Below are 19,813 nucleotides of genomic sequence, written 5' to 3' on the forward strand. Positions count from 1 at the left end.
CCCGCCGATCGGCGGGGGTGGGAATCCGCTACCGGATTCACGCAATTCTCATCTCCGCTGGGCAACCATGGAAATCGGGGTCGAGTGCGCCGAACCGCGAGCGGATGCGCCCCTGTGATCGATCGTCTGGAATGGTTGCTGTGTCCACTGTGAAGACGGATTCCCCCGCCGTGTCCCCGACCGGGGGCGAAGGCCCAGGTCCGCTGGAGCGGTGGCGGCCGCGGGCCGCCGCGTCGACCGTCTGGTACCTGCGGCTGCTGGCGCTGCTGAACCTGGTGGCGGTGCTCTCGGTGCCGTTCCGGGACGAGGTCAGGCGGCACAACACGGGTGAGTTCTTCACCCCCTACCTGATGACCGCGGGCCTGACCTCGGTGCTGCTGGCGCTGTTCCTGGCGGTGGCGATGCGCCGCCGCAAGCGGGCGGCGTGGATCTTCAACACCGGCCTGTCCGGGGCGACCTTCCTCGGTTTCCTGGTGCTGCTGGCCTGGGGCGACCACTACAAGGACCACGTCTGGAACTACTTCTCGGTGGTCCTGACCGGGCTGTTCCTGGCGGCGCTGCTGGTCTCCCGCAGGGAGTTCACCTCGAAGGGCGACCGCTCCAACCCGAAGACCGCGGCGGCCGCCGCGGTGGGCGGGCTGGCGCTGGGCGGGCTGGTCGGTTCGGTGCTGGTGCAGCTGACCAACGAGGTCTCCGGCGCGGGCTTCGGCACCCGGTTCAGCTACGCGGTGCACCGGATGATCACGCTGGAGCCCGCCGAGCGGATCCGCGACGTGGTGCTGGTGCCGACCTGGGTGAACGCGGCGATCAACGCGATGAGCGCGGTGCTGTTCCTGTTCGTGCTGTGGGTGGCGTTTCGCTCGCCGCGCGGCGAGGAGCTGCAGACCGACGAGGACCAGGACCGGCTGCGGGCCCTGCTGGAGAAGCAGGGCGAGCGGGACTCGCTGGGCTACTTCGCGCTGCGCCGGGACAAGGCGGTGGTGTTCTCGCCGTCCGGGAAGGCGGCGGTGGCGTACCGGGTGGTCGGCGGGGTCACGCTGGCCTCGGGCGACCCGATCGGCGACCCGGAGGCCTGGCCGGGGGCGATCGACGCCTGGCTGGCCGAGGCCCGCGAGCACGCCTGGGTGCCGGCCGTGATGGGCGCCTCCGAGGAGGCCGGGGTGATCTACGCCCGGCACGGCCTGGACGCGCTGGAGCTGGGCGACGAGGCGATCGTCGAGCTGGACGAGTTCTCGCTGGACGGCCGGGCGATGCGGGTGGTCCGGCAGGCCTACAACCGGGTCAAGCGGGCCGGGTACACGGTGCGGATCCGCCGGCACGGCGACATCCCCGAGTGCGACATGGCGGAGCTGGTGGCCAAGGCCGACCAGTGGCGGGACGGCGCGACCGAGCGCGGCTTCTCGATGGCGCTGGGCCGGCTCGGCGACGCGGGCGACGGGCGCTGCGTGATGCTGGAGTGCTTCGACGGCGAGGGCGAGCTGCGGGCGCTGCTCAGCTTCGTCCCGTGGGGCGCGAACGGCCTGTCGCTGGACCTGATGCGCCGGGACCGGGACAGCGAGAACGGCCTGATGGAGTTCATGGTCATCGAGCTGCTGCAGCGCGCGCGGGAGGTCGAACTGGAACGGGTCTCGCTGAACTTCGCGATGTTCCGGTCGGTTTTCGAGCGCGGTTCCAAGCTGGGCGCCGGCCCGGTCCTGCGGCTGTGGCGCGCGGTGCTGGGTTTCTTCTCGCGCTGGTGGCAGATCGAGTCGCTCTACCGGGCGAACGCGAAATACCGGCCGATCTGGGAACCGCGTTATCTGCTCTTCGAGAAGAGCAGTGAGATTCCCCGGATCGGCATCGCCTCGGCCCGCGCGGAGGGTTTCATCACGGTGCCGAGCATGCCGGTGCTGTTCCGCCGCCGGCACCGCTGAGCGGAGGCTCCCGGCCGGTTCGGCACGGGAGGGGGGAGGTCCCTCCGCCGGGGGGCGGAGCGGGCCCGGAGTCATTCTCCGGGATGACGGGGGAATGGCCTCCGAGCTGATGCCGGGGGCCGGTCCGCTGCGTAGTGTCGGGTACGAGGCGCGGTAATCGACGGCGAAGGTCGGCGGATAAGTCGGACGGGAGAACCGGGACGTGCAGAAGATCACCCACGCGGGGGGCGTGCGACCGAAGTGGTGGGCGGTATTCCGCCGCGCCGCGGTCGCTGAGTGGGGGGAGCTTTTCGCCTCCGTGAAGGACCAGCTGGTGCGGCGGAAATTCGCCGCCGTGCCGCTGGCGAGCGCGGCGACCCTGCTGGTGCTGCTGTTCTCGATCGTGCAGCACCTGCCGGGCGGGGACCGGTTCGTCGCCGACATCGGAGTGGTGAAGGCGGCGCTGCCGCTGGACGTCTCGCTGCTGCGCACCCCGCTGTCGCTGTACGTGCCGGCCCTGGACCTGCCGGTGTGGGGGGCGCTGGCGCAGGTGTTCCTGGTGTTCGGGGTGGCCGAGATCGTGCTGGGCCGCCGGCTGACCCTGGTGGTCGCGTACGCCTGCACCCTGGCGGGCACGCTGTTCGCCCGGGTCGGGGTGGCGCTCGGGCCGCAGCACGCGCTGGGCTTCCCGCGGTGGGTGGCGCACGTGCGGGACACCGGCCCGTCGGCGGCGGTGGTGGCGCTGGCCGTGGTGGTGGCGTTCCGCTGCCGGGCGTGGTGGACGGGCGGCGCGGTGGTGGTGTCGATGGCGGTGGAGGCGGTGCTGCTGCCGAACCTGGCCGGGATGGAGCACCTGGTGGCGATCAGCGCGGCGGTGCTGATCGCGATCTGGGTGGAGGTGTTCGGCGACTACTGGCCGCGGGTGCTGACCGGGGTCGGCGCGGCCGCCTCGGTGGCCGCCCAGGGCCGGACCAGGGCCGTCATCACGCCCTGACCCGGCCCTCGGCGGCGGGTCTCCCGGTCCGGCTCCGGTCCGGCTCCGGTTCAGCTCCGCGGCAGCGGCATCTCGAAGTAGACGACCTTGCCGACCGCCTTGCGGGAGGTGCCCCACTTCTCGGCCAGCTTGCTGACCAGGTTGAGGCCGCGGCCGTGCTCGGCGTCGGCGTCGGCGGGCTCCAGCGAGGGCAGGTTGTGGTTGTCGTCGCTGACCTCGACCAGCAGCTTGTCGACCCGGATCAGCTGCAGCTGCACCTCGGCGCGGGCCACCCGGACGGCGTTGGTGACCAGCTCGGAGACCAGCAGTTCGACCGTCTCGGTGAGCGCGGTCAGCTGCCAGGCGGCGAGCTGGTCGCGGACCAGCCGGCGGGCCCGGCCGACCTCCAGTTCGGTGACGCCGAGCTGCCAGGTGGCGACCTCGGTCGGCGGGACGCCGTCGAAGCGGGCCACCAGCAGCGCGATGTCGTCCTGCCGGTCCTCGGAGTGCAGGGTGTTCAGCACGGTGTCGCAGGCCTCGTCCGGGGTCTGCTTGGGGTCGATCAGGTTGCCGCAGAGCGCGGCCAGGCCCTCTCCTATGTCGCCGCCGCGGACCTCGACCAGGCCGTCGGTGCACATCACCAGCATCGAGCCGTCCGAGACGTCGATCTTCTTGGTCTGGAACGGCACCCCGCCGACGCCGATCGGCGCGCCCGAGGGCAGTTCCAGCAGTTCGCCGCGGCCGTCGGGGTGGACCAGGACCGGCGGGACGTGGCCGGCCGAGGCGAGTTCGCAGGTCCGGTTGATCGGGTCGTAGACGGCGTACAGGCAGGTCGCCAGGTGGTCGTCGCCGAGTTTGTGGGCCAGGTTGTCGAGGTGTCGCAGCAGCTGGCCCGGTGGCAGGTCGAGGGCGGCCAGGGTCTGCATGGCGGTGCGGAAGCGGCCCATCGCGGCGGCCGAGTGCAGGCCGTGGCCCATCACGTCGCCGACCACCAGGGCGACCCGGCTGCCGGGCAGCTGGATGGCGTCGAACCAGTCGCCGCCGACCTCGGCCTTGCGGTCGCCCGGCATGTAGCGGTGGGCGACCTGGACGCCGGGGATCCGCGGCGGGCGGGTCGGGATCATCGAGCGCTGCAGGGTGGTGGCGACCTTGGACTCGGCCCGGTGCAGCCGGGCGTTGTCCAGCGAGAGCGCGGCCCGGGCGGCGATCTCCTTGAGGGTGTCGGCGTCGGAGCGGCTGAACGGCGTCCGGTCGGAGAGCCGCAGCAGCTTCAGGATGCCGAGCACCGCGCCGCGGGCGGACAGCGGCAGCACCAGCATCGAGCGGCCGACCACGGCCGGCTCCAGCTCGGGGCCGCCGAGCGAGGCCGCGTAGTCGACCGCGACGTCCGCCGAGATCAGCGGCACCAGCACCGGCTGGTTCTCCTGCAGGGCCAGGCCGGGCGGGGTGGAGCGCGGCATGGCGAGCAGCGCGCCCTCGTCCAGGACGTGGTCCCAGCGCTGCGGGGACGGGTTGAAGGTGCGGGCGACCCGGCGCAGCATCGTCGTGTCGCCGGGCGGGTCGACGGGCAGCTCGCCGTCCGAGATCAGGCTGTCGAGCAGGTCGACGCAGGCGAAGTCGGCGACCCGGGGGACCAGCACCTCGCACAGCTCGCGGGCGGTGGTGTCCAGGTCGAGGGTGGTGCCGACCTGGCTGCCGACCGAGGCGAGCAGCGCGAGGTCGCCGTCGTCGGGCAGGCCGCGGACCACCTCCACGCCGGTGCCGGGGTCGGCGGTCCGGCTCGGTGGGACGGCGGCGGCGGGGGCGGAGGTCGGTTCGGGGACGGCGGCTGCGGCGGGGTCGATGGCGGGGCCTCCCGGGTTCGGGCCGTGGGCGGCGGCTTCGCGTGGTCCAGGGACGGTGCTGCCGGGCCGCCGGACGGCCGGCCCGGCCGGCGGTATCCGTACCCCGGCGGGGCCCGCGGCACCCGTGCCCGGCGGCGGCCCGTCCGCGCGGCGGGCGGCCCGCTGCTGGGCGGTCGGGTAGCGGCGGCCGATCCCGGCGGCCAGCCGGGCGGTGCCGGCGCCCTCGGGGGAGGTCTGGTAGGGCACCACCGGCAGCCGGATCGCGCCGTCCACCCGCAGGGCGGGCGGGCCGGCCTCGGCCAGCGCCTCGGCCACCCGGCGGCGGCGCTCCTCGGCACCCGGCGGCAGCAGCGCGGCCAGCGCCCCGGCGGCGGCGGCCGGGCCGGGCGGCGCGAACGCGGCGGCGACCTGCCGCGGGCGGGCCGCGGCGGGCGCGGCGGCGTACGGGACGAGGCGCTCGCCGAGCGCGATCCTCGGCCCGGCGGAGCGCAGCGGGCGGGCGTCGGCGGCCAGCACCAGCAGCGAGCGGCCGGTCGGCTCGACCAGCGGGTAGGCCCACCACAGGACGTCGCGCGGCCGCTCCTCGCGGTCCTGCACGGTCATCGGGCCGGCCCAGGGGCCGGTCAGGGCCAGGTCGTCGAGGGTGTCGAAGGCGTCGCACTGGTGGGCGGGGCCGTCCGACCGGGGGTCGACGGCGGGCAGCAGGCCGTGCGCGGCGCGGCCGAGGGCGACCTCGGCGCGGTGGCCGAACAACTCCTCCGCGGTGCGGTTCCACAGCGCGATCCGGCCGTCGGGGTCGACCAGCACGGCGGCGACCCGGAGCAGGGCGACCACTCCGGCGGGGGGTGGGGAATCGGGCTGGTCCACCATGGGTATCGGTCTGCCCCTTTTTGTGCTCGCTGCTCCTCCTGGCCGGTGCGCGCGTCCTTGCGCGCGCCCTCCAATGAAGCACGGAGATGCCGACGTGAGGTAGCTAATCGGGCAGATTCGTCCGTATCAGTTGCGTGTCGTCGGCCGCGCGCCCCCGGGGTGCCCCGGCGCCACCCGATCGGCGGTGCGCCGTGCCCCGGTAGGGTGGCCAGGGTGAGCGTACCGAGCGTCGAGGTGTGGGCCGATCCGGAGCGGCAGGACCTGGAGGAGCGGGTCGCGGCGGCCGAGCTGGCCTGGCTGACCCTGGACGTCGACGTGGCCACCCTGCGGGTGGAGATCGACAACTTCGCGCTGGCCCACCACCAGCTGCTCGGCCCGCTCTACGCCGAGCTGGACGAGCTGGACGCGCTGATCGCCGAGACGGTGGCGGCGCTCAGCGGCGACCCGGAGGACCTGCGGCGGGCCCGCGAGGCCCGGGAGCGGGTCGAGCCGCCCGAGGAGCGCGGCCCGCGCGAGGGCGAGCCGGAGGCCCGCCGGGTGCGGCCCGCCAAGGAGGCCCAGCGGGTCTACCGCGAGCTGGCCCGCCGGGCGCACCCCGACCTGACCACCGACCCGGACGAGCGGGAGCGCCGCTCGGCGTTCATCGCCCGGGTCAACGAGGCGTACGCGCTGGCCGACGCCGAGGAGCTGGAGCGGCTGGCCGAGGAGTGGTCCTCCTCGCCGGACTCCGCGCCCGCCGCCGACTCCCCCGACCGGCTGGCCTGGCTGCGCCAGCGGCTGGAGTGGCTGACCGGCCGGATCACCGCGCTGGCCGTGGAGCGGGTCCGGCTGGAGCGCACCCCGATGGGCGAGGTCCTGCTGCTGCGCCCGGACGAGCCGGAGCGGCTGCTGGAGGACCTCGCCGAGCGGCTGCTGGCCACCGCCGCCGAACGGCAGGCGAGACTGGCGGCGCTGCTGCCCGACAATGGCGCGAAAGAACCGTCCGACACCCCTCAGGAGACGCCCCCGATGTTCGCTCAGCTGCCCACCGCCGACGCCGCCTCGGTGCCCGCCGACGCCGTCCTGCTCGACGTCCGCGAACAGGACGAGTGGGACGCCGGTCACGTGGAGGGCGCGCTGCACATCCCGATCGGCCAGGTGGTGGCCCGCCTCGACGAGCTGCCCGACGGCCGGCTGTACGTGATGTGCCGGGTCGGCGGCCGGTCCGCGCAGGTCGTGCAGTACCTGGTGGGCAACGGCCGGGACGCGGTCAACGTGGACGGCGGGATGTTCGCCTGGGAGGCGGCGGGCCGCCCGATGGTCAGCGGCACCGGTCAGCAGCCCTTCGTCCTGTAGGAGCGGTCGCAAGGGGGCGGACCCCTGTTCGAACGGCTGGTCGGTACGGCAGGATGTCCGCCGTGCGCGTCTGGTCCAAGCCCGCCCGGGTGGTGCTGGTGCTCGCCGGGGTGGGCCTGGGGTCCGCGGTCCTGGCGTTCCTCGGCGCGCTCTTCCTGCACGTGGCGCCCGCCAACTCGGTCTCCCAGGAGTACCGGACCCAGGTCGACTGGGTGGTGTACCCCGAGTTCGAGCAGAACTGGAAGCTGTTCGCGCCGGACCCGCTGCAGCGCAACGTCGCGGTGGACGCCCGGGTGCAGACCATCGGCGCGGACGGGGCCGTCGCCACCGGCGACTGGCACGGCCTGACCGCCGAGGACTGGGCGGCGATCCGGCACGACCCGGCGCCCAGCCACCTCGACCAGAACCTGCTGCGCCGGGCCTGGGACTTCTACGAGTCCACCCACGGCGAGAACGACGCGAAGGCCGCGGACGGCTCGCGCGGGCAGCTGGCCGAGCGCTACCTGGAGCGGATCGCGCTGCAGCGGATCGGCCGCGGCGGCGACCGGGCGATCCAGGTCCAGCTGCGGGTCACCGTCACCGCGGTCGCCCCGCCCGCCTGGAGCCGGCAGCAGACCGACACCGCCCCGCACAGCCGCGAGCTGCCCTGGTGGCCGGTCGGGGAAGCGGACTGGAAGGGCCTGACGTGATCCCCGCCGCGACCCGGACGACCGCCGCCGCGAAGGCCGCGCTGCCCCGGCTGCTGACCACCCTCGCCCCCTACCAGGCCGCCGTGCTGCGGATCGGCGTGGCCGGCACCTGGGGCGCCTTCCTGCTCCGCGAGTGGCCCGACCGGCGGGTGCTGTACGGCGACCGCTCGCCCTGGTCGGCCGAGCTGAACGCCCGGCTGCTGGCCGACACCCACGCCTTCACCGCGCTCTCCTGGAGCGACGGCCGCTGGTGGTTCGAGGCGGTCTACCTGCTGGCGCTGCTCTCGGCCGGCGCGCTCGCGCTGGGCTGGCGGACCAGGGCCTCCGCCGTGCTGTTCGCGCTGACCGTGCTGTCGCTGCAGAACCGGAACGTCTTCCTGGGCGACGGCGGCGACAACCTCGTCCACCTGATGGCGATCTACCTGGTGTTCACCCGCTGCGGCACGGTCTGGTCGCTGGACGCCCGCCGCCGGGCCCGCCGGCCGGGCAAGGACCCGGCCGAGTGGGGCGAGCCGCGGGCGCTGGCCGACGCGCTGGCCGCGATGCTGCACAACTGCGCGATGCTGGTGGTCGCCGCCCAGGTGGTGCTGGTGTACGCCACGGCCGGCTGGTACAAGGTCCAGGGCGCCCGCTGGCAGGACGGCACCGCCGTCTTCTACCCGCTCAAGCTCGGCTACTTCACGCCCTGGCCGGAGCTGTCCGGACTGCTCGGCGGCAGCCTGCTGGTCACCTTCGCGCTCACCTACGGCACCGTGGTCATGCAGGTCGGCTTCCCGTTCTCGCTGGCCGCCCGGCGGCTGAAGAACGTGCTGCTGGCGGTGATGGTGTGCGAGCACCTGGCGATCGCGCTGCTGCTCGGGCTGCCGTTCTTCTCGCTGGCGATGGTCGCGGCGGACGCGGTGTTCCTGCCGACGGCCTTCCTGCTGGCGGTGCAGGCGCGGCTGACCGGCCTGCGGCGGCGGGCGGCTCCGCCGGTCGGGCCCGAGCCGGCCGCCCCGGTTGCCACGGCCGACCCGGCCGACCCGGTTGCCGCGGCCGACCCGGCTGTCGACGAGCCGCCCGTCGTCGCGGAGCCGGTGGGCGAGCAGCGCGACTGACGACGAGCCGGTGGGCGAAAAGTCGTTAAGCTCGCGGTATGTCCTGGTTCACGGCCCTGCGCGACACCGCGAAGGCCGGGCTGACCGTGGACCGCTCGCTGACCAACCCCCGGCGGGCGCTGCGCGGGGCGGTGGCCGCCGCGCTGGTGGTCTTCCCGGTGCTGTTCCTCTACGGGCCCGCCCAGGCCACCTCGGCGGCGATGGGCGCGTTCATCGCGGGCACCGCGACCTTCCAGCGCTCGTTCCGGCCGCGCGCCTCGCTGGCGCTGGCGGCGGCGGCCGGGCTGGGCCTGTCGACGTTCCTGGGGTACGTCGCGGTCGGCGTCCCGGGGGCGTTCCCGGTGCTGCTGGCGCTGTGGGCGTTCGGCGCCGGGCTGGCCTGGGCGATCGGGCCGACCGCGGGCGTGGTCGCCGCGAACACGCTGGCCGTGATGATGGTGGTGGTGCAGCTGCCGGTGTCGGTGCCGACCGCGATCGAGCACGGGCTGCTCTGCTCGGTCGGCGGCGCCGTGCAGGCGCTGGTGGTCACCGTCTGGCCGATCGACAGCTGGCGGGCCCAGCGCGACGCGCTCGCCGACATCTACGCGGGCCTGGGCGACTACGCCCGGCGGCTGCGGCACGACCCGGTCGCACAGGTCGACCCGGAGCCGTTCATCGTCGGCCGGCAGGCCGCCCGGCTGACCGCCTGGCAGGCCAAGCGCCGCCCGCCCGAGCTGCGCGGCCTGCGGACCATCGCCGAGCGGATCCGCCCGGCGCTGGCCGCGCTGGCCGACCCGCGGGTCGGCGCCGCCGAGGAGGGCGCCGAGCGGGACCGGGCCCGCGAGGTGCTGGCCGCCGCCGCCGACGTGCTGGACGCGCTGGCCCGGGCGATCCGCAGCGGCGACCCGGTCCGGCTGCCGAAGGACACCCCGGCGCTGGCGCTGGCCCGCCCCGGCACCGGCGAGGACCTGCTGCGCGGCGGCGCCCGCCGCTCGGCCCGCCGGCTCTCCGGCCTGCTGGGCCGGGCCGCCGACCGGCTCGACCGGCAGGACCGCACCACCGTCCCGACCCGCGGCGCGCCGCCCGCCACCGGGCTGCGCCGTCCGCCGCTGGTGAAGGTGGCGCCCGCCGCGCTGGCCACCGTCGGGCGGCAGCTGCACCGGCACTCGGCGATCTTCCACCACGCGGTGCGGATGGCCGTGGTGGTGACCTCCGCGTACCTGGCGGCCCGGCTGCTGCGGATCGAGCACGGCTACTGGGCGCCGATGACCTCGGCGATGGTGATGCGCCCGGACTTCGCGCAGACCTTCAGCCGGGGCGTGGCCCGGGTGGCGGGCACCGCGGCCGGGGTGCTGCTGTCCACCACCGTGGTGCAGCTCTTCGACCCGGGGAACTGGGTGCTGGCGGTGCTGGCGGTGTCCTGCATGGGCCTGGCCTACCTGACCATGCGCACCGGGTACGCGGTGATGACGGTGGCGATCTCCTCGTACGTGGTGTTCCTGCTCGGCCTGCAGCCCGGCGACCCGGTGAAGCTGGCGTTCGACCGGGTGTCGATGACGCTGCTCGGCGGTTTCGTCGCGCTCGCCGCGTACGCGCTGTTCCCGACCTGGCAGACCGCCCGGCTGCCGGAGCGCCTCGCCGAGTGGCTGGCCTCGGCGGGGCGGTACGCGGCGGCGGTGTTCACCGCGTACGGGGACCCGGCGGGCGGGCACGCCGAGCGGGACGTGCGGCCGGCGCTGCTGGACGTGCGGGAGGCCCGCAGCGAGATGCTGGCGGCGCTGGACCGGGCCGAGGTGGAGCCGGTGCGGCACTCCGACCAGGTGCCGGAGCTGAGCCGCAAGCAGTTCGACAGGGCCCGCTCGGCGGTCGGCATGCTGGACCGCTGCACCGTGCTGCTGGAGGCCCACCTGCCCGGCGAGGACTCCCCGCCGGTGCCCGGCGCCGGCGCGTTCGGCGAGGAGCTGCGGGACGCCACCGCGCTGGCCGCCGCCGCGATCCTGCTCGGCCAGGACGTCGACTTCACCGCGCTCCGGGACGCCCACCGGACCTGGGACCACCAGCTCGCCAAGCTGCCGCCGGACGACCGCACCGACGTCACCCGGGCCGGCGCCCGGCTCGCCGTGCAGGCCCTCACCGAGCTGGAGCGCGCGGTCCGGACGCGGCCGCGGGAGGCCAGGCCCGAGCCCGTACCGTTGGGGGCGTGAGCGACACCTCGGTGCCCCAGCTGGGCGAGCAGTACGACCACCTCGCCGACGACCGCGAGATCGGCGTCGGCCCGCACCCCGAGCCGTGGCCCGACGACCCCCGCTACGACCCGGAGCTGCTGGCCGCGGGCGACCGGCGCAACGTGGTCGACGGCTACCGGTACTGGCGGCACGAGGCGATCGTCGCCGACCTGGACACCCGGCGGCACGGTTTCCACGTCGCCGTGGAGAACTGGCAGCACGACTTCAACATCGGCTCGGTGGTGCGCACCGCGAACGCCTTCCTGGCCGGCGGGGTGCACATCGTCGGGCGGCGGCGCTGGAACCGGCGCGGCGCCATGGTCACCGACCGCTACCAGCACGTCCGCCACCACGACTCGGTGGCCTCGCTGGCGGCCTACGCCGCCGGGCTGGGGATGCCGGTGATCGGCATCGACAACCTGCCGGGCGCGGTGCCGCTGGAGACCTTCCGGCTGCCGGAGCGCTGCGTGCTGCTGTTCGGGCAGGAGGGCCCCGGGCTGACCGAGGAGGCGTGGCGGCACGCGACGGCGGTCTGCTCGATCGCGCAGTTCGGCTCCACCCGCTCGATCAACGCGGGCGCGGCCGCCGCGATCGCCATGCACGCCTGGGTGCGGGAGCACGCCGGGCCGGCCTGAGCGCGCCGGGCCGGCCTGAGCGCGCTCCCGCCGTCCTGCGCGCGCTCCCGCCGGCCGGGCTCAGGAGAACAGCAGCCGCCAGGTGTGCGGGCCCGGGTAGCCGTCGGCCTCGGCGCCGGTCCAGCCCTGGGCGAGCTGGAAGGACCGGACGCAGGCCCGGTCGGCCTCGCCCCAGTCCCGGCTCGGGCCCTCCCGGTAGGCGGCGCCGTGGCCCTTGGCCACCAGCTGCCGGCCGAGCAGCAGCACGTCGTCGTTGACCCGGCCGGGGCCGAACCGGTCGGCGCCCGGGAAGGGCGGGACGGCGGCGGGCGGCGGGGGCTTGGGGGCCGGCGGCGGGGGCGTCGTCGGGGTCGTCGGCGTGCTCGGGGTGCTCGGGGTGCCCGGGGTGGCGGCGGGCGCGATGTCCTTGCCCTTGTGGTGGACCAGGAAGTCCCAGGTGTCCTTGCCCGGGTAGCCGTCGGCCTCGGCGCCGCGCCAGCCCTGGGCCAGCTGGAACGCCTCGGTGGCCTGCCGGTCGGCCTCGCCCCAGTCCGGGCTGGGCCCCTCCCGGTAGAACCGGCCGCCGCCGCGCTCGACCAGCATCCTTCCCAGCCGGGTCACGTACGGGTTGACCTTCCCCGGGCCGAACTTGTCCGCCCCCGGGAAGGCGTCCGCGTCCTCGGGGGCCGGCATCGGCTGGCTCAGCCCCTTGTAGCGGTACGGGAGGTAGCCGCCCGCGTTGCTCCAGTACGCGTACGGGGTGCTGCGCCTGGTGGTGCCCGGGCGGGTCTGCTCCAGGGCGGTGTAGCGGGTGTGCGCGGCGTCCAGCCAGCCGCCGAACAGGACGGTGTGCGAGCCGCCCTCCGGGTCCTTCGGGTTGTTGTAGACCAGCGCGTCGCCCGGCTGCAGGTCGTCCTTGCCGATCCGCTCGGCGAAGTCCGGCAGCGTCCAGGTGGTCTGGCTGCTGCCCAGGCCCCAGGCCATCGAGACGAAGCCCGAGCAGTCCTGGCGGTAGCCGTCCGACCAGTACCTGCTCATGCTGTACGGCACCTTCTGGTCGACCCAGGTCTGCGCCCGCCGCATGATCTCGGCCCGGGTGGTGGCGGGCTGCGGGGCTATCGAGCGGCGGGCGGCGTCCGCGCCGTACGGGCCGGCCACCCCGCCCTGCGGGGAGTCGGGTATCAGCGGGCTGCTGTCGGTGCGCGGCGCGGCCGCGGCGGCCACCGAGGCCGCGGCGCCGCCCAGCACGCTGCCGGCGGCGGCCAGCAGGACGGCCGCCCGGCGGGCCCGGCGCGGGGCGGTGCGCGGGCCGGAGCGGGCGGCCAGCAGCCGGGAGCGGCGGCGGTCGGCGCAGCCGCCGCAGGCGCAGGAGTCGTCCGGTTCGACGTCGCTGAACTCCATCAGCACGGGTGGGACCCGCCTTTCCTCGGTGAGCGCGGTGAGTGGGACTCACGTTCCTCGGCGGGGGCGGTGCGGACCAGCCGGTCGGCTCCCGGGCAGGGCGGTTCGGGTGAACGCGCGCCCCGCGGGGTCGGGCGTGGCGCGGGGGAGCGGCGGATCCGGTGCTGACGGGTGGACAAAGCACGCCAATGGTGCGAAAGGTGACAAAGTGGAAGGAAAGGGAGCAAAAGGGAAGGAATGGTCCCGAAAGGGAAGGATGGGGAAGAATGGGGAGGGAAGCGGAGGAGTGCGGCGCTACTCCCACTGCCAGCGGATGCCCACCTGGCCCGGCTGCTGGTCGGCGGTGAGCACGTGCGCGCTGGCCGAGGCGCCGATCCACAGCGGCTCGCGGTGCCGGTCGACCTCGGTGCCGGGGGCGCGGTCGAAGCGCTCGCACTGGACGGGAACGGTGCCGGGGTCGAAGTGGACCTGGAGGACGTACTCCCGCACCGGCGCGGGGAAGAACCGCCCGTAGTCGATGGTGGGCCCGGAGTCGGGGATGTGCACCTCGTACTCCAGGACGGTGGTGTCCCCGAGGGCCAGCGGCCGGTCCAGCAGCAGCTCGGCGACCAGCAGGCCGCTCAGCGGGCGGCGGCGGACCCGGCCGAGCCGGGCGTGCCGGACGGCGGTGACCTCGGGGCAGCTCTCGACGCCCTCGTCCGCCTTGTGCACCACCACGTGCCGGGTGACGCCGTCCACGGTGGCCCGGACCACCTGGCGCATCCGCAGCAGGTAGCCGCGCCGGGAGGCGTCGACGTAGTAGGCGTCGTGGATGGACTGGCGCTCCAGCTGGCCGGCCGGCGGGGCGTCCAGCTCGGCGAAGACCTCGACCAGCTCGTCCTGGCCCGGCCAGACCTGCTCCAGCCGCAGGCCGTCGGGGGCCGGGCCCTGGGTGACCCAGCGGCCGCGCGGGCGGGGCGGGCCGAGCAGCGCGGTGAGCGCGCTGTGCCGCAGGCCGAGCAGCTCCTCCAGCAGGTGGACCGCGCGCAGCGAGGTGGCGCGCTCGGGCTGGCTGCGGCCGCGCCGCCAGTAACTGAGGGTGGTGACGCTGACCCTGACGCCCTGTTTGGCGAGCGCCGCCCGGATCCGGTCCAGGCTCAGGCCGCTGCTCTCGATCGCGGCGTTCAGCACCTCGGCGAAGCCGCCCCGGGCGGCCGGCGCCGCGGCCGCGGACATCCCCGCGGGCGCGGCGGCGGGCCCGCCCGGGGCGGATATCCGGGCTTCGGACGGCGGCTGCTCGCCGCTGTGCCCGCCGTTGCGCTCGCCGTTGCGCTCACCGCCGTGCTCGCCGCTGTGCTCGCGCTGGCCGACCAGGCGGAGCCGGCCGGAGTGCTGCGGTTGTTGTGAACCCATGCGACACCTTCCCCACCCGGCGGGTTCGGCGGGATCGCCCCCCGGCTCCACGGTGCGTCGACGGGGCTTCGGTGGTGCGCCGCCGAGCGTGTGGGAACCCTATTGAGGGTTGAGAGGCTACGTCATCAATCCGGACATATGACAGTGGTCACGACAACTATTTCGCGCGCGGATCGAACCGGAAACACTCCGGACACACCGCTGCCGGAGGCTCTGCCCAGGGCCTCCGGCAGCGGTGCGGACGAGGGGTCAGGACACCGTGAGCGCGGTGTCGTCGACCACGAACGAGGTCTGCAGCGAGGCGTCCTCGACGCCGGTGAACTTCACCGTGACGGTCTGCCCGGCGTACCCGGACAGGTCGACCGTCCGCTGCGCGTAGCCGGTGTTGTGGTCCAGGTTGGAGTAGGTCGCGGCGGTGGTGCCGTTGACCGAGACGGTCAGCTTGTCGTACGCGGTGGTGGTGCTGGTCTCGGCGGTGTCGACGTGCAGCCAGAAGGTCAGCTTGGCGGCGCAGCCGGCCGGGACCGCCACCGACTGGCTCAGGGTGTCGGTGTGGGCCGAGCCGTAGCCGTTCAGCCACGCCTTCCAGGAGCCGCCGTGCGCGGCCTCGGAGGCGCTGTTGTCGACCACGCCGGTGGAGGAGGTCCACGGTGCGGCGGTGCCGGTCTCGAAGCCCGGGTTGCCGAGCAGCTGGGCGGCGGTGCAGCCGGTGGGCGGCGGGGTGGTGCCGCCGGAGCCGAGCAGCGCTGCGGCCAGGCCGTCGGCGACCGGGGTGCCCCAGCCGGTGACCTGGTCGTAGCCGGCCTTGGCCGGGAAGTCCTGGTTGGCGCCGGTGGTGACGTCGTGGAAGGCGCCGCCGTACGAGGCGGAGTTGGCGACGGCGTAGATCTTCGGGTTGGCCTCGCCGAGCACCGGCTTGGCGGCGGCCAGCGCCTTCTGGTTGTACAGCGCGGCGAAGCCGGACCACAGCGGGGCGGCCGCCGAGGTGCCGCCGTAGACCTGCCAGCCGGGGCTGGTGCTGCCCTGGGTGTAGATCGCGAAGCCGCTGTTCGGGTCGGCGTTCGAGGAGACGTCCGGGACGGTGCGCAGGGTGCCGGTGACGTTGGTGCCGGTCTGCCAGCTCGGCTTGGCGAACTGGGTGGAGACGCCGCCGCCCGCCGTCGACCAGGCGCTCTCCGAGGCGTAGGCGGTGCCGGAGACCTTCAGGTTGGTGCCGCCGACCCCGGTGTTGTACGGGCTGGAGGCGGGGAAGTCCACGGCCTTCACGGTGGAGCCCGAGGTCGAGCGGGTGCAGTCCCGGGAGCCGTCGTCGCCGGAGGCCGAGAAGATCGAGATGCCCTGGGCGGCGGCCTGCTTGAAGGAGTTGTTCACCGCCGTCATCGAGGCGGCCGTGGTGTCCGGCTCGCAGGAGCCCCAGGAGATCGAGATGACCGAGACCCGGTTGTCCGCGACGATCTTCGCCGCCATGTCGATCTCGCCCTGGTCGCTGTTGGGCGCCTCGTACACCAGCTGGGTGGCCTTCGGGGCGACGCCGCGGACGATCTCGGAGTCCAGCTCCACCTCGCCCTGGCCGCCGCCGGGCGCCGAGTCGTAGTTCGCGCCGTCCACCGACACGGTGCTCACCGCCGGGCCGGACAGGCCGAACTGGCTGTCGTAGGCGGTCAGGTTGTCGGACTTGTAGCCGTCGAACTCCCAGAGCGCGACGGTCGAGCCGGTGCCGTCCGCGCCCAGCTGGTTCAGCCGGTACGCGCCGTCGTAGGCGGCCGGGCCGAAGCCGGACGGGGTGGCCAGCGGGGTGGCCTGCGGGGCGGCCGCGCCGGGCTTGGCGATCCGGCTGGTGCGCACGGTGTGGTCGTTCAGGCCGCTGACGCCCTCGACCAGGCCGGCCAGCTCGGCCGGGACCGAGGCGGCGGCGTCGTTGGCGAAGAACGCCCGGCCGCCCTGCTGCGGGTCGGTGTACGTCGACTCGTGGGTGCCGAACGCGGCGGACAGCCGGGCGCTGGTGCCGGTGGCGTTCACCACCTGGCGGTTGGCGCTGACCGAGTCGACCCGCAGGCCCTGGGCGGTGAGGAACGCCCGGACCCGTTCGACGTCGGCCGCGGTCGGTCCGAATCGGTCGGTGAATTGCGCGGGCGTCAGGTAGTGCCCGTACTCGGCGGTGCCGGGGGTGGCGACCGCGGTCAGGAAACGGTCCAGTTCGGCGGTGTTCCGCAATTTCAGCGAGACCGCCACGGATATCTCGCGGTCGGCCGGCACGTCGCCCTGCCGGTGCGAGCGGGCGACGGCCGGGGTGACGGTCTGCGGCAGGGCCACCCGGGCGGTGGCGTTCGGGGACGGCGCGGCCTGGGCGGGGACGGCTCCCAGGCTGATCGCGGCGAGGGGAAGGACCGCGAGGGCGGCGGCAAGGGCGAGCGAGCGGGGTCGCACGGGCTCCTCCGGAAATCTGGCGGCGTTCCGGGTTTCGAAAACGCTCGCCAGAATCTCTCAGAGAGCTCACAGGAATGGGCCCATGGCCGGGCAATTGCTTACTAAAAAACAGTCAACTGTGAAAGTGTCGGACAATTCAGTGAATTGGTTCAATTCGCGGGCCGGCGGAACTGAATGTCAGGGGCGCCCCAGCCACTGGCTCAGCGCCGCCCGCAGCTCGCCCCGGGTCGGGTCGGCGCAGGCCCAGGCCGCGTGCCCGTCCGGACGGACCAGCAGCACGGTGTCGCGCAGCTTGCCGTGCGGGTCGGCCGGGGCGGCGGTGACCACCCGCTCCGCCCAGGAGTCGGCCACCGACAGCTCGTCGTTGCTGACCAGCACCGCCTTGCCGGAGCGCAGCGCCTCGTGCAGCCGGGCCGGGCCGCCCGGCACGTCCACCGCCAGCCGCAGGTCGGGGACCCGGCGGCCGACCAGCGGGTGGGCGCCCTTCTCGGCCGGGTAGGCGTAGCCGATGCCGGAGACCTGCTTGGCGCCCAGCTCGGCCAGCGGGCCGAGGTGGCCGCCGGCCGCGCCGAGCGCCGAGCGCAGCGCCCGGGTCGGGGCGTGCCGGCCCAGGGCGAGCCGGACCAGCGCGCCGGAGGAGCGCAGCACGGCCCGGCCGACCGGGTGCCGCTCGGTCTGGTAGGTGTCCAGCAGGGCGTCCGGGGCCCAGCCGCGGACGGCGGCGACCAGCTTCCAGCCCAGGTTGGCGGCGTCCTGCAGGCCGGTGTTCAGGCCCTGGCCGCCGGCCGGGGAGTGGCAGTGCGCGGCGTCGCCGGCCAGGAAGACCCGGCCGGAGCGGTAACTGGCGGCCTGCCGCTCGTCGCTGTGGAAGCGCGAGGTCCAGCGGGCCTCCCCCACCCCCAGGTCACGGCCGGTCACCTCGCGCAGCAGGTCGGCGAGTTCGCCCAGCACCACCGGGTCGGAGTCCGCCGCCTGGTCCTCGCGGCTCCAGCCGATCGCCCGGTACCAGCCGTCGCCGAACGGCGCCAGGAAGGCGAACCCGGCCTCGCCCGCGCCCGCCGTCAGCGGCTCCTCGGGCTCGTCCGCCAGCCGGACGTCGGCCAGCATCACCGAGCGCACCACGGACTCGCCGGGGAACGGGATGCCCAGCAGGTCGCGCACCGCCGAGTGCGCGCCGTCCGCGCCGACCGCGTACCGGGCCCGGAACTCCCGCTCGCCGTCGGCGGTCCGGGCGGTCAGCACGACACCGCCGGCGTCCTGCCGCAGGCCGGTCACCTCGGCGCCGCGGCGCAGGTCGGCACCGGCCTTGACGGCCCGCTCGCGCAGCACCCGCTCGGTGTTGTACTGCGGGGTGACCAGCACGAACGGGAAGCGGGTGGGCAGGTTCGCCAGGTCGACCCGGATCCGGCCGAACAGCCGCAGCGAGGGCACCGCCCGGCCGGTGGCGATCAGCTCGTCGGCCAGGCCGCGGGCGTCCAGCAGCTCCAGGCTGCGGGCGTGCACGGCGAACGCCCTGGTCAGGCCGGACTCCTCGGCCCGCTTCTCCAGCACCGTCACGCGCAGCCCGGCCGCGGCCAGGTCGCCGGCCAGCAGCAGGCCGGTCGGGCCGGCGCCGACCACCAGCACGTCGGCGGTGAACTCCGTCTCGGACATCCGTCACTCCCGTTCGTCTTGCCGCGCGGCCGGCCGGGCCCCGGGCCGCCGTCCCGCGGCGCCGGGTTCTCAGCGGGCTCTCAGACTGCCATCATCGCGGGCCCATCAGGGGCTGTGAACCTCCTTTCCATGACACAGCCAGCGATGCGCCAGACCCCGCGGTCCGTTCCGGCGGTCGACGGCCGGGACCCGGCCGACACCGTGGTCAGGACCAGGCTCGTGGAGATCGTCGTACCCGTGTACAACGAGCAGCACTCGCTGGAGCGCTGCGTCCGTGAGCTGCACGCCTACCTCGCGGAGACGTTCCCGTACGACTACCTGATCACGGTGGCGGACAACGCCTCGGTGGACGCCACCTGGGAGGTCGCCACCGCGCTCGCCGCCGAGCTCGGGCCGGTGCGCGCCGTGCACCTCGACCTCAAGGGCCGCGGCCGGGCGCTGCGCCAGGCGTGGGGCGCCAGCGAGGCCGACGTGGTGGCCTACATGGACGTCGACCTGTCGACCGGCCTGGAGGCGTTCCTGCCCCTGGTCGCGCCGCTGCTCTCCGGCCACAGCGACCTGGCGATCGGCAGCCGGCTGCACCGGGGCTCGGCGGTGGTCCGCGGCCCCAAGCGGGAGTTCATCTCGCGGACCTACAACTTCCTGCTGCGGGCCACCATGGCGGCCAAGTTCTCCGACGCCCAGTGCGGGTTCAAGGCCGGCCGCACCGAGGTGGTCAAGCGGCTGCTCGACCAGGTCGAGGACGACGCCTGGTTCTTCGACACCGAGCTGCTGCTGCTCGCCGAAGCCTCCGGACTGCGGATCCACGAGGTGCCGGTCGACTGGGTGGACGACCCGGACAGCCGGGTGGACATCGTCCGCACGGTGATCGACGACCTCAGGGGCATGGCCCGGGTCGCCCGGCGCACCCTGGCCGGGCGCGGCAGCGTCGACCTGCCCGACCTGGTCCGGCAGGCCAGGGTGCCGCCCGGCCTGGGCTGGCAGTCCGTCAGCTTCGCGGCGATCGGCGGCCTGTGCACGCTCGCCTACCTGCTGCTCTACCTGGGACTGCGGCAGCTCGTCCCCGCGCTGGCCGCCAACGCGCTGGCGCTGGCCGTCACCGCCGTCTTCAACACCGCCGCCAACCGGCGCTTCACCTTCGGCGTGACCGGCCGCCGGGACGCCCTCAGACACCAACTGGAGGGCGGACTGGCCTTCCTGGTCGGCCTGGCCCTGACCAGCGGCGCCGTCACCGCACTGCACCTCGCCTCGCCGGACGCCGGGCACGGCGTCGAACTCGCGGTGCTGGTCGCGGCCAACGCGGCCGCGACGCTGGCGCGGTTCGTCCTGCTGCGGGTGTGGGTCTTCAACCCGCGGCGCGCCTGAGCGGACGCACCCCGACCCCTCCGCCCCTCCTCCTCTCCGGACCGGGCCCGCTGCCCG

At 74.8% G+C, this 19,813-nt stretch carries 13 protein-coding genes; 8 read left to right on the forward strand and 5 right to left on the reverse strand.

All coding sequences use genetic code 11. The features are described from left to right. Window positions 1–170 precede the first annotated feature (170 nt). Window positions 171–1,913 (forward strand): phosphatidylglycerol lysyltransferase domain-containing protein, encoded by a 1,743-nt coding sequence (locus KSE_RS19505; RefSeq protein ID WP_014137051.1) that lies wholly within the window; start codon window positions 171–173, stop codon window positions 1,911–1,913. Window positions 1,914–2,211: 298 nt separating this feature from the next. Further along, a complete protein-coding gene (locus KSE_RS42210) occupies window positions 2,212–2,886 on the forward strand; it encodes a hypothetical protein (RefSeq protein ID WP_148283118.1) in 675 nt (224 codons plus the stop codon). A gap of 50 nt (window positions 2,887–2,936) precedes the next feature. Here KSE_RS42210 and KSE_RS19515 read toward each other — a convergent pair whose 3' ends face one another. Then, entirely contained in the window at window positions 2,937–5,579 is a 2,643-nt protein-coding gene (locus KSE_RS19515) for an ATP-binding SpoIIE family protein phosphatase (RefSeq protein WP_014137053.1), read from the reverse strand. A gap of 213 nt (window positions 5,580–5,792) precedes the next feature. On the opposite strand from KSE_RS19515, the gene KSE_RS19520 reads away from it, so the two are divergent. From KSE_RS19520 to KSE_RS19540, 5 genes are all read left to right on the forward strand, one after another. Continuing rightward, entirely contained in the window at window positions 5,793–6,914 is a 1,122-nt protein-coding gene (locus KSE_RS19520) for a rhodanese-like domain-containing protein (RefSeq protein ID WP_014137054.1), read from the forward strand. 62 nt (window positions 6,915–6,976) lie between these two features. Next, a complete protein-coding gene (locus tag KSE_RS19525) occupies window positions 6,977–7,603 on the forward strand; it encodes a DUF5819 family protein (protein ID WP_051055284.1) in 627 nt (208 codons plus the stop codon). Next, on the forward strand, window positions 7,600–8,700 hold the full coding sequence (locus tag KSE_RS19530) for an HTTM domain-containing protein (protein WP_014137056.1): 1,101 nt from the start codon (window positions 7,600–7,602) through the stop codon (window positions 8,698–8,700). Before KSE_RS19525 ends, KSE_RS19530 begins: the two co-directional genes overlap by 4 nt. A gap of 38 nt (window positions 8,701–8,738) precedes the next feature. Then, entirely contained in the window at window positions 8,739–10,883 is a 2,145-nt protein-coding gene (locus KSE_RS19535; RefSeq protein WP_014137057.1) for an FUSC family protein, read from the forward strand. Beyond that, window positions 10,880–11,539, forward strand: a complete 660-nt coding sequence (locus KSE_RS19540; RefSeq protein ID WP_014137058.1) for a TrmH family RNA methyltransferase — start codon at window positions 10,880–10,882, stop codon at window positions 11,537–11,539. Before KSE_RS19535 ends, KSE_RS19540 begins: the two co-directional genes overlap by 4 nt. Window positions 11,540–11,599: 60 nt before the next feature. Here KSE_RS19540 and KSE_RS19545 read toward each other — a convergent pair whose 3' ends face one another. The 4 genes from KSE_RS19545 to KSE_RS19560 all read right to left on the reverse strand — a co-directional run bounded on the left by KSE_RS19545 (window position 11,600) and on the right by KSE_RS19560 (window position 18,391). Further along, window positions 11,600–12,919 (reverse strand): peptidoglycan-binding protein, encoded by a 1,320-nt coding sequence (locus KSE_RS19545; protein ID WP_033257710.1) that lies wholly within the window; start codon window positions 12,917–12,919, stop codon window positions 11,600–11,602. 294 nt (window positions 12,920–13,213) lie between these two features. Beyond that, the gene (locus KSE_RS19550) at window positions 13,214–14,311 is read right to left on the reverse strand and encodes a hypothetical protein (protein WP_014137060.1); all 1,098 of its coding nucleotides are present in this window, start codon (window positions 14,309–14,311) and stop codon (window positions 13,214–13,216) included. A 249-nt stretch (window positions 14,312–14,560) separates the two neighbouring features. Next, window positions 14,561–16,738, reverse strand: coding sequence for a protease pro-enzyme activation domain-containing protein (locus tag KSE_RS19555; RefSeq protein ID WP_014137061.1), 2,178 nt, complete (start codon window positions 16,736–16,738; stop codon window positions 14,561–14,563). Window positions 16,739–16,915: 177 nt separating this feature from the next. Further along, a complete protein-coding gene (locus tag KSE_RS19560; RefSeq protein WP_014137062.1) occupies window positions 16,916–18,391 on the reverse strand; it encodes an FAD-dependent monooxygenase in 1,476 nt (491 codons plus the stop codon). Between the two features lie 129 nt (window positions 18,392–18,520). Between KSE_RS19560 and KSE_RS19565 the strand changes: the two genes are divergently transcribed. Next, window positions 18,521–19,756, forward strand: a complete 1,236-nt coding sequence (locus KSE_RS19565; RefSeq protein WP_081539499.1) for a glycosyltransferase — start codon at window positions 18,521–18,523, stop codon at window positions 19,754–19,756. The last annotated feature ends 57 nt before the right edge of the window (window positions 19,757–19,813 follow it).

Origin of the sequence: Kitasatospora setae KM-6054 (genome assembly GCF_000269985.1) — a bacterium.
Lineage (GTDB): Bacteria > Actinomycetota > Actinomycetes > Streptomycetales > Streptomycetaceae > Kitasatospora > Kitasatospora setae.

Excerpts from the sequence above, each read along its gene's own strand:
- KSE_RS19565 (WP_081539499.1), top strand. The coding sequence starts at position 18,521 with ATGACACAGCCAGCGATGCGCCAGACCCCGCGGTCCGTTCCGGCGGTC.
- KSE_RS19550 (WP_014137060.1), bottom strand. The coding sequence starts at position 14,311 with ATGGGTTCACAACAACCGCAGCACTCCGGCCGGCTCCGCCTGGTCGGC.
- KSE_RS19545 (WP_033257710.1), bottom strand. The coding sequence starts at position 12,919 with ATGGAGTTCAGCGACGTCGAACCGGACGACTCCTGCGCCTGCGGCGGC.
- KSE_RS19515 (WP_014137053.1), bottom strand. The coding sequence starts at position 5,579 with ATGGTGGACCAGCCCGATTCCCCACCCCCCGCCGGAGTGGTCGCCCTG.
- KSE_RS19535 (WP_014137057.1), top strand. The coding sequence starts at position 8,739 with ATGTCCTGGTTCACGGCCCTGCGCGACACCGCGAAGGCCGGGCTGACC.
- KSE_RS19560 (WP_014137062.1), bottom strand. The coding sequence starts at position 18,391 with ATGTCCGAGACGGAGTTCACCGCCGACGTGCTGGTGGTCGGCGCCGGC.